This is a genomic window from Chryseobacterium sp. ERMR1:04 (assembly GCF_001297705.1).
In the GTDB taxonomy this organism is placed as follows: Bacteria; Bacteroidota; Bacteroidia; order Flavobacteriales; family Weeksellaceae; genus Chryseobacterium.
This window is the reverse complement of record NZ_LIRF01000003.1, coordinates 479,201-489,799: the sequence shown is the minus strand read 5'-3', so window position 1 is coordinate 489,799 and position 10,599 is coordinate 479,201. Positions and strand designations below refer to the sequence as shown.

Here is a 10,599-nt window from a genome sequence, read left to right as displayed (position 1 = left end):
TAATTCAAATTTCAAAAAATAAAAACATTGGAAAACAACAAAATATACGACATCATCGGGATCGGAATTGGTCCTTTCAACCTTGGCTTAGCAGCACTTTTAGAGCCTGTAGAATCCATCGATTCGCTTTTTTTAGATCAGGCAGAAGGCTTTGATTGGCATCCGGGTTTGATGCTTGATAATGCTACGTTACAAGTTCCTTTTATGGCAGATTTGGTAACAATGGCAGACCCGAAAAGCAAATACAGCTTCCTGAATTTTTTAAAGGAAACCGACCGTTTATATAAATTTTATATCAGAGAAGATTTTTTCATTTTAAGAAAAGAATACAATCTGTATTGCCAGTGGGCAGCGAACCAATTGCCGAATTGCCTGTTCGGGAAAAAAGTTGAAAACATCAGTTTTGAAGAATCTCAACAAATCTATACCGTTGAAGTGTTGGATTTAAAAAATAATGATGTTAAAAAATATTACACTAAAAAACTGGCTTTAGGAACGGGAACTCAGCCAAGATTGCCTGAATTTATGGAGGGTAAAAATTATCCTAATGTTATTCATACATCAGAATATTTGAAGCATAAAGATCATATTCTGAATGCAAAATCAGTTTCTATTATTGGCTCCGGACAAAGTGCAGCTGAGATTTTCCAGGATCTTCTTCCAGAAACAAATGAGAATTTACACATGAGTTGGTTCACGAGACCAGACCGTTTTTTCCCGATGGAATATTCAAAACTGACACTGGAATTAACTTCTCCCGAATATGTAGATCATTTCTATAACATGCCACCTTCTCAAAGACAAAATGTATTGGCAAAACAACCGCCACTTTATAAAGGAATTAATTTCGAGTTGATCAACGATATTTTTGATACATTATACGAAATGAGCGTGGGAAATGTGCCTCTGCATGTAGATTTGAAACCAAGTTGTCAATTGGATAACATTTCTCCTGAAGGCAATTCTTATGTTCTGAATTTCACGCACATTCAAGATGATATTACGTTTACCAATATCTCAGATTATGTTATTTTGGCGACGGGGTACAAATATAAGGAACCAAAATTCTTACAAGGAATTAAAAATCAGATCCAAAGAAATGAAGAAGGATTGTTTGATGTAAGTCGTGAATACACCATCGACAGCGCAGAAAATATTTTCGTGCAAAATGCAGAACTTCATACCCACGGTTTTGTAACGCCGGATTTAGGAATGGGCGCGTACCGAAATGCCATCATCATCAATGCGATTGCCGGAAAAGAAATTTATACAGTAGAAAAGCGAATTGCCTTTCAACAATTCAACACAACAAAAGCATGGACCGCAAAACATTCATCTTAAAAGGTGATCTCAAAAAGGTCATGTGGGAAACCTCATGGCCTGCTGTTGCGGCGATTGTTTTATACGGAATCAATAATTTCCTGGATGCCATTTTTGTGGGGTATTTAATTAATACAAAAGCTCTTGCGGCAGTCGGAATGGCCTTTCCATTATCTCAAATTGTTCTCGGATTTGGGCGATTAGTAGGAACAGGAGCTGGAGCTGCAGTAAGTATGTGGATTGGAGAAAATAGGCAGGATAAACTGTATAATTTATTTGGAAGTTTCAACTTTCTATGTATTTTTTCTCTATACTTTGTACGGTTCCATCTTATATTTTTGCCCACGAATTAATGGCGATGATGGGTGCAAAAGGAGAATTACAAACCATTGCAGTAGAATATTTTAGAGTAACATTAATCGGAACTATTTTCTGGATTTATGGGTTAGCCTTAAACATGTTGATTCGTGCAGAAGGAAAAATGAAAACCGCTGCCGGTATGATTGCAGTCGGTTTGGTGATTGATATTATTTTAAAACCAATTTTCATTTCCACATTCGGAATGGGTGTTTCAGGGGCAGCTTGGGCAACGAACTGCGGAATGTTGATCTATTCTCTCCTTGGATTTTATTATTACGCTAAAGGAAAAAGTTCTTTTACAACCAATTGGAAATCAATTTTATTTGATCAAACAATTGGAAAAAAAATATTGAAATTAGGACTTCCCGAAATGATTTTATCGGTAATGGGTGTGGTTCAAAGCATTATTATTTTCAACGCTATTGCCAGATACGGAACAGAAAATGACATCTCATTTTTTACCGTTTTGAATCGATTTTTCCTGTTTTTATTAACCCCTTTATTTGGATTAATGCGAGGCTTACAGCCAGTGGTTGGAATTAATTTTGGAGCCGGACAATTTGAAAGAGCGCGTAAATTTCTGAAAACCTATATTGTAGCCGGGATTGCGATATTGTTGCCTTTCTTTTTGATCGCCCTTATTTTTCCGAAACAATTAATTGGCTTAATGCTTCCGGGATATACAGTGAGCGATAATCAAATGAATGATTTCAGGTTATTTTTCTCCATACTTCCTTTATTGCCGATTACCGTGTTGGCACTATCCTACTATCCTGCAGTAAATGACAGTAAAAAAGCAAGCTTTCTGGTATTTTTACGCCAATTGATATTATATATTCCGCTGATGTTGATTTTACCCTATTATTTCGGGGTTAAAAGCATCTATTGGGGAAGTGCTTTGATTGAATTAACAGTCGGAATTGTCACTTTCTTTTTACTGAATAATTATAAGCTAAAATTGAAAAAGGCTTAAAAATTTTAATTTCCATACATTCTTAAAGTGATTGGTTAGATTTTTGAATATTAAATCTAAACCAATCACCGCATTGAAACTAATCACATTCACCAATAAAGGTATTTACTGTCCGCAAGGGAAATTTTATATTGATCCTTGGCGACCTGTTGATTATGCAGTTATCACCCATGGTCACGCCGATCATGCCCGCTGGGGAATGAAAAAATACCTGTGTCACCATTTCACAAAACCTATTTTACATCAGAGAATTTCTCCGGATATTGAATGCCAGACCTTACAATATGGTGAAGTCTTGGATATTAACGGTGTTAAACTTTCACTCCATCCGGCAGGCCACATCATTGGTTCTGCCCAAATCCGTTTAGAATACAAAGGATATGTAAGTGTAATTTCCGGAGATTATAAAGTTCAGGACGACGGATTAAGTACGCCTTTTGAATTGGTCAAGTGCAATGAATTTGTTACAGAAAGTACTTTCGGACTCCCGATTTATAATTGGCTGGAAGTTCCTGATCTTAATAAAAGACTTCAAAACTGGGTGTTACGAAATCAGGAAAATCAAAAAACATCCGTTTTTATCGGCTATTCTTTAGGTAAAGCGCAGAGGATTATGAAAGCGATTGAGGGAATGGGAAAAATCCATGTTCACTACTCTATTGGTAAGCTCAACAAAGCTTTTGAAGAGGTCGGAATTGTCCTTCCAGACTATGAAATTCCCGATTTTAGAGAAAGTATAAAACATGTTCAAGGTGACATTGTCATTGTTCCGCCCGCTTTATTAGATAGTAATGTTATTAAAAAGATACCTGATGCTGCAACAGCCATTTGTTCAGGATGGATGCAGGTTCGCGGAGCAAGAAGATGGCGAAGTGCCGATGCGGGATTTCCTATGAGTGATCATGCCGACTGGAAAGGATTGTTGCAAGCCATTAAAGCAACAGAAGCGGAAATTGTTCATGTAACACACGGACAAACTGAAGTTTTTTCTAAATATTTAAATGAAATCGGAATAAAATCTGATGTCGTTGAAACGTTGTACGGTGATGATGAAGAGGAAACCGAGAAGGAAGTTATTAAAGATGTTGAATAGTCTCTTAACCATGTCAAGGTTTTGAACCTTGACATGGTTAACGAAAAATGGAAAAAATGAACAAAAAAATGCTATCCCCTACTTATGAAACATTTTGCAGAATTGATCAATGCTTTGGAAAGTACCAACAAAACCAACGCAAAAATTGATGCCATTATTGAGTATCTGGAACGCGCTCCTGATGAAGATAAATTGTGGTTTATCGCTTTGTTCACAGGTAAAAGACCAAAACGAAATGTCAATACCAATTATATGAAAGAATGGGCACTGGAAATTACCCAATTACCATTTTGGCTGTTTCAGGAAAGCTATTCTTCGGTTGGAGATTTGGGTGAAACGATTTCGTTAATACTACCTCCTCCAACGGAAAAAATTGATAAAACATTGTCGGGATGGATGAATGAAATTATCAGTTTAAAAAATAAATCAGAAGCAGAGAAAAAAGAATTCGTTTTGCATTCATGGAATGGATTGGATTATACAGAACGTTTGATTTTCAATAAATTACTAGGTGGGAGTTTTCGTATTGGCGTGTCTTCTAAAACATTAATTAATTCTTTAACGAAGTTTTCAGGACAGGAAGCAAGTACATTAATGCACAGTTTAATGGGAAAATGGCAACCTGATGAAGTTTCATTTAAAGAATTGATTTCAGCGGAAAATATTAACCCAGATAATTCTAAACCTTATCCTTTCTGTTTGGCTTATCCTTTAGAAAAAGAATTGGGAGAACTCGGAACTCCGGACGAATGGCAAGTTGAATATAAATGGGACGGAATTCGTGGACAAATTATCAGACGAAATGATGAAGTTTTCATTTGGTCGAGAGGTGAAGAATTAGTAACAAAACAATTTCCCGAAGTTGCAGAAACCATACAGGCAATGAAAGGAAATTTTGTTTTGGATGGAGAAATATTAGCCGTAAAAGATAATAAGGTTTTAAATTTTAATGAATTACAAAAAAGATTAAACCGGAAAAATTTACCTAAAAAAATGCTCTTGGAAATTCCGATTGAAGTGTTCTGTTATGATCTTTTAGAATTGGAAGGAACTGATCTAAGAGAAAAACCGATTGCTGCAAGACGTGCCATGCTGGAAGAATTGTTATTAAATCAAGCTCCTGAAAATATTAAGCTTTCTCAGGTTATTGATTTTGAAAACTGGGAAGATCTCAATCAAATCAGAGAAAATTCAAGAGATATTAATAGTGAAGGGTTGATGTTAAAGCAAAAGAATTCACCTTATCATTCCGGAAGAAAAAAAGGCGATTGGTGGAAATGGAAAATCAATCCGTTAACCATTGATGCTGTTTTAATCTATGCTCAAAAAGGAAGCGGAAGACGAAGCGCTTATTACACCGACTACAGTTTTGCCGTGAAAAATGGCGATGCTCTGGTCACCATTGCAAAGGCATATTCAGGCTTAACGGATAAAGAAATTATGGAAGTCAGCAAGTTCGTCAATAAAAATGCGATTGAAAAATTCGGACCTGTTCGTACCGTAAAACCGGAATTGGTTTTTGAGATCGCTTTTGAAGGAATAGGTTTCAGCAAACGTCATAAAAGCGGTGTCGCATTACGGTTTCCAAGAATTGTAAGATGGCGAAAAGATAAAACGGTGAATGAAATTGATGATTTGGAAGAAATTAAGAAATTGATTCAGTAAATTAAATTTTATAAACGCTAAGACGCAAGGAAATTGTTTAAAATTAAAAATATCCTTGCGGACCTAGCGTTAAAAATCAAAAAAAACAAAAATTTGGCTGCATTTGAAAATACCGACGGATTTAAGGTCATTCAACAATGGATGGCTGATAAAGGCAATTCCCCTTTCATTTTTCAGATAGAAACCTGGCGGAAATTCGGCAACGGATACAGCGGAATGGTAATTGCTCCGACTGGTTTTGGGAAAACGTTCTCCGTTTTCTTAGCCTTACTATCCGATTTTCTAACCCATCCCGACAAATATAAAAAAGGATTGAAAATGATGTGGGTAACTCCCCTTCGTTCGCTGTCAAAAGACATTGCAAAAGCAATGCAGGAAGCGATTGATGAGATCGGATTAGACTGGGCGGTCGGTGTTCGAAATGGGGATACAGACCCCAAAGTAAGACAGCAACAGGTGAAAAACATGCCTGATATTCTAGTGGTAACTCCCGAAAGTTTACATCTTCTTCTCGGACAGAAAAACCACCTCCGATTCTTTACCAATCTCCAATGTTTTGTGGTGGATGAATGGCATGAACTGTTGGGTTCAAAACGTGGCGTGATGGTTGAATTAGGTGTTTCTCAATTAAGAAAATATGTTCCAAAAATGAAAATTTGGGGAATCACAGCAACCATTGGGAATTTAGATGAAGCATTGGAAACTTTAATTCCTTATGCTATTAAAAAGGCTAAAATTACCGCTAAAGAACATAAAAAGATTGATATTATTCCCGTTTTTCCTGATGAAGTAGAAATTTTGCCTTGGGCAGGACATCTTGGACATAAATTAGCGGATAAAGTAGTTCCGATTATTTTAGCTTCTAAATCAACCATTGTTTTTACCAATACCCGAAGTCAGAGTGAAATGTGGTATCAATTATTGTTGGAGGCTTATCCTGATTTTGCGGGTCAGATTGCGATTCACCACAGTTCGATTGATGCTCATTTAAGAATCTGGATTGAAGAAAATTTAAGCAATGGAAAGTTGAAAGCCGTTGTTTCCACTTCATCTTTAGATTTAGGAATTGATTTTAAACCTGTTGATACCGTAATACAAATTGGCTCGGCAAAAGGAGTAGCAAGGTTCCTGCAAAGAGCTGGACGAAGCGGGCACTCCCCTTTTGAGACCTCAAAAATATATTGTGTCCCTACCCATTCTTTAGAGTTGATTGAGGTTGCGGCATTGAAAGAAGCTGTGAAACAGAAAGTCATTGAACCTCGTGATCCGCAGGTGTTGTGTTTTGATGTATTGGTTCAGTTTTTAATGACTTTAGCAATTGGTGACGGATTTCATCCTGAAGAAACCTATGAAAGGATTAAACAAATTTATACTTTCCAAGAAATTAGAGATGAAGAATGGAAAAGTATCCTTGAGTTTTTGACGATTGGTGGAAGTGCATTAAAAAGCTATGAAGAATACCACAAAGTGGTTATGATGGAAGATGGTTTATTTAAAGTAACCTCCCGAAGAATAGCCATGCTTCACCGGATGAATATGGGGGCCATCGTAAGTGATGCGATGTTGAAAGTGAAATTTATTTCAGGGGGATATATCGGAATGGTTGAGGAATATTTTATCTCAAGATTAAAAAAAGAAGAAAAATTTATATTAGCTGGAAGAGTCTTGGAGGTGTCCATGATTAAAGATATGACGGTCTATGTTCGATTATCAAAAGGAAAAGCGATGGCACCAAGTTATTTGGGCGGAAGATTGCCTTTAAGTTCGAATTTAGGACACTTTTTAAGAGAAAAACTATCAGGCGCATTGAATCCAAAAGCTTCTGAGAAAGAACTGAAATTTCTACATCCATTATTGGCAAAACAGGAAGAGCGTTCTCATATTCCAAAAGATGATGAATTTTTGGTTGAATTAATTAAAAACCGCGAAGGTTATCATTTATTTATGTATCCTTTTGAAGGACGTTTGGTACATGAAGTAATGGCGGCATTGATTGCTTACCGAATTTCAAAATTAGCACCGATTTCCTTTTCAATGGCAATGAATGATTACGGTTTTGAATTGTTCAGCGATAAAGAAATTCCGTTAAATGAAGATAATTTGCAAAAAATATTAACCAGAGATAATTTGATGGTTGATGTAATTTCAAGTATTAATTCTGCTGAGATGGCGAGAAGAAAATTCCGTGATATCGCCGTAATTTCTGGAATGGTAATCCAAAACTTTCCCGGACAACAGCGATCTAATAAAGCGCTACAAAGTTCTGCGGGTTTAATTTTTAAAGTATTAGAAGATTATGATCCCAATCATTTCTTAGTAAGACAAGCTTACACCGAAGTTTTTAATATGCAGTTGCAGGAACAAAGATTAGTGGAAGCCTTTAAACGAATTGAAAAATCGAAAATTATTTTGAAATTTGCCAATACTTTTACCCCTTTAAGCTTCCCGATAAAAGTGGATAGCTTACGACAGACATTATCGAGTGAAAGTTTAGATGCAAGAATTAAAAAATTGATTGAACAGGCGAAGAAAAAATGAAAAAAGGTTAATTGTCAATACTTCAAGAGTGAGTTTTGTAATGAAAAAATGCTTAATAAATTATGTGTATTTCTAAACCTAACAGGTTTTTATGGTAAATAAGCAAACATTCTACTGGAAAAGTATTTTGAGGAATTAAAAGGATACACAAAGTTTGTCATTCTGACGAAGGGAAGATTCTTCATTACACTTTGTTCCATTCAGAATGACAGGCGGTTTTTAAAACAAGATAGATAAATGAATTTAGCAACAAAAAATACAATTATTCAAAACGAAACTTTCACTTTAACCAATCAACGTGCGCTGTTTTGGAAAAAGGAAAAAGCCCTGATTTTATCTGATCTTCATATCGGAAAAACTGCTCATTTCAGAAAAAACGGAATTGCCTTAGCGAATCATATCATGAAAAATGATTTAGAGCGATTATCAATTTTAATAGAATATTTTAAACCTGAAAAATTCATTGTTGTTGGGGATCTTTTGCATGCCGGAGATAATTCTGATGTTGATGAATTTTGTACATGGAAAAACCAATATTCAAATATAAAATTTTATCTCGTTGAAGGAAATCACGACCGAATCTCAAAAACTTTAGTTCAGAAATTAGACCTTGATTTTAGAGCTAATCAATTAAAAATTAATGATTTTATTTTTGTGCATGATTTTGATAAATCAATCGAAGGTTTTCAGATTACAGGTCATATTCATCCCGGAATTGTGCTTAATTCTGCTGTAAAAAAAATACGACTTCCCTGCTTTGTACAAACGGAAAATCAGTTATTGCTTCCTGCTTTTAGTGAGTTTACAGGACTGGATACAAAAAATCTTCCGAAAGGCGGAAGATTCTATGTTTTTACAGATTCTGAAATTCATGAAATTTAGAGTATTACAGCATTTTTTTCATCATTAAATCGGTCTGCTCATCATCTCCCAGCCTGAAAATATGTTTATCGAATTCAACAAAACCGTTTTTCGTGTAGAAATGTACAGCTCTTAGATTTTCTTCCCAAACACCTAACCATACATATGATTTTTTGTGCTGTTGAGCTATTTCCAAGGCTTTGTCGTACAATAGTTGTCCGATTTTTTTGCCATGATGGCTTTTCTTAACATAAATACGCTCAATCTCAAGAGAAGTTTCATCCTGTAATTCTGTTTGAGCTTGTCCGGAATTTAATTTCAAGTATCCTATTGCATCATCTTCTTCCCAAGCGATAAAGAAAAATGAATCGGGATTATTGAGTTCTGATTTAATTTTTTCCGTATTAAAGCTTTTTTCAAGATATGTTTTCATTGCTTCTTCAGAATTATTTTCTGCAAAGGTTTCAGAAAACGTTTGGATTCCGAGATTTTGTATGGTTTCAAGATCTTCAAGAGAAGCTTTATTAATGATAATTGATGCCATTCTATTCATTTATTCCTCTAATTTATTAATAAGATTCTTTATTTCGGGTATACTTAATTCTGTTTTTGTATCTGTTTTTAAAATATGCTGCAGGGCTTTTGCATGAGCGACTTTTAAAGCATTCTCAACTTTTGTTTCCTGATCCGGACTTACCCCGATGTGTTCCCAATTGCTATGGCTTACCGATGACGTAACTTTACCTGCCGGAACAAGCAATAAGTATTGATTCTGAATAATAAAATCCTTCACAGGATTGGCTGCACCACCTGTTTTTTCTCCAATTATTTCGGCTAATTTATATTCTTTTAAAAAATAAGCAAGGGCTTCCCCCGCAGAAAATGTTTTGTTGCTTGTCAGAATATATACCTTTTTATTCAGATATTTCTCTCCAGAAACCTTTGGTAATGTACTGTTAAGATCAGTTGTATTATTGTATCTGGAATAGGTTGTATACAAATCGGTTTTGTTATTGAAAAAATAGCTGCAGAACAACAGAAGCATACCGTTATCTCCGCCTCCATTTTCTCTGAGGTCAATGATTAGAGAATTGGTATTCGCTACAAAATTCATGGCAGATTCTAATACTTTTGCACTGGATTTAGGATCTGCAAACCCTTTAAAATTGATGTAACCAACATTTCCCTGTAATCTTTGAACATGTTCAAATCCGAAATTTTCAAGACTGTTATGAAAATTATTTAATTTCTCCATTTCCTTTTCATTTCCTTGTTTTTCGGGGGTATAGTTCTCAATATATTTAACAAAAAAGTGTTTGTCTTTAATAGTTGTTCTCAATTTTTCAGTGACCAATGCCGCGAATTCTTTTTGAGTTAAATTGTTAAACGACCCTTTCTTAACTTCACTTTGAAATAAAGAATCTACCTTTTTATAAGTATCCTTATCAATATAATATTGCTTTACCTTATCTGTAATATCAGACAGTACTTTTGTCGTGTTATCCCTCTGAGCATAAGAGATCATAGAATGGAATAGAAAAATTCCGGCGATTAATTTTTTCATAGAACAAGAATGTAATGTTTCAACAAAGGTATTTGAACGGATAAAACTTAAATTGTAAAAATGGAAACTCAAATAAAATCAGTCAGGACAAGATAGATATAAAGATCAAAAAGTTTAAACCATTAAGAACATTGAAGAAGTGAAGTTTAATTAAGAATAATAAAATAGATGTCTAAGCCATAAAGCAAAGCGAAACTTAATATTCTTACCCTCTTAATCACATCT

The 10,599-nt window shown here is 35.1% G+C and carries 8 protein-coding genes and 1 pseudogene; 7 read left to right on the top strand and 2 right to left on the bottom strand.

Annotated features, from left to right (window positions below):
* Positions 1-27: 27 nt before the first annotated feature.
* The 7 genes and pseudogenes from AMQ68_RS02335 (at position 28) to pdeM (ending at position 8,831) form a co-directional block, all read left to right on the top strand.
* Positions 28-1,341 (top strand): lysine N(6)-hydroxylase/L-ornithine N(5)-oxygenase family protein, encoded by a 1,314-nt coding sequence (locus tag AMQ68_RS02335; protein ID WP_054509012.1) that lies wholly within the window; start codon positions 28-30, stop codon positions 1,339-1,341.
* Positions 1,317-1,903: pseudogene (locus AMQ68_RS25485) on the top strand (MATE family efflux transporter); the annotation flags it as partial. The gene AMQ68_RS02335 and the pseudogene AMQ68_RS25485, both read left to right, overlap by 25 nt.
* Positions 1,883-2,653 carry an MATE family efflux transporter gene (locus tag AMQ68_RS25890; protein WP_369678617.1) on the top strand — a complete coding sequence of 257 codons (771 nt, stop codon included), beginning with the start codon at positions 1,883-1,885 and terminating at the stop codon, positions 2,651-2,653. The pseudogene AMQ68_RS25485 and the gene AMQ68_RS25890, both read left to right, overlap by 21 nt.
* Positions 2,654-2,726: 73 nt before the next feature.
* A complete protein-coding gene (locus AMQ68_RS02325; RefSeq protein WP_054509993.1) occupies positions 2,727-3,746 on the top strand; it encodes a ligase-associated DNA damage response exonuclease in 1,020 nt (339 codons plus the stop codon).
* Positions 3,747-3,830: 84 nt separating this feature from the next.
* On the top strand, positions 3,831-5,411 hold the full coding sequence (locus tag AMQ68_RS02320; RefSeq protein WP_054509011.1) for an ATP-dependent DNA ligase: 1,581 nt from the start codon (positions 3,831-3,833) through the stop codon (positions 5,409-5,411).
* A 93-nt stretch (positions 5,412-5,504) separates the two neighbouring features.
* Entirely contained in the window at positions 5,505-7,949 is a 2,445-nt protein-coding gene (locus AMQ68_RS02315) for a ligase-associated DNA damage response DEXH box helicase (RefSeq protein WP_123905581.1), read from the top strand.
* A gap of 237 nt (positions 7,950-8,186) precedes the next feature.
* Positions 8,187-8,831: a ligase-associated DNA damage response endonuclease PdeM gene (gene pdeM, locus AMQ68_RS02310; RefSeq protein ID WP_054509010.1), complete on the top strand. Its 645-nt coding sequence runs from the start codon at positions 8,187-8,189 to the stop codon at positions 8,829-8,831.
* 4 nt (positions 8,832-8,835) lie between these two features.
* Here pdeM and AMQ68_RS02305 read toward each other — a convergent pair whose 3' ends face one another.
* Positions 8,836-9,354, bottom strand: coding sequence for a GNAT family N-acetyltransferase (locus AMQ68_RS02305; RefSeq protein WP_054509991.1), 519 nt, complete (start codon positions 9,352-9,354; stop codon positions 8,836-8,838).
* Positions 9,355-9,363: 9 nt separating this feature from the next.
* Entirely contained in the window at positions 9,364-10,374 is a 1,011-nt protein-coding gene (locus AMQ68_RS02300; protein WP_054509009.1) for a S41 family peptidase, read from the bottom strand.
* Between the last annotated feature and the right edge of the window lie 225 nt (positions 10,375-10,599).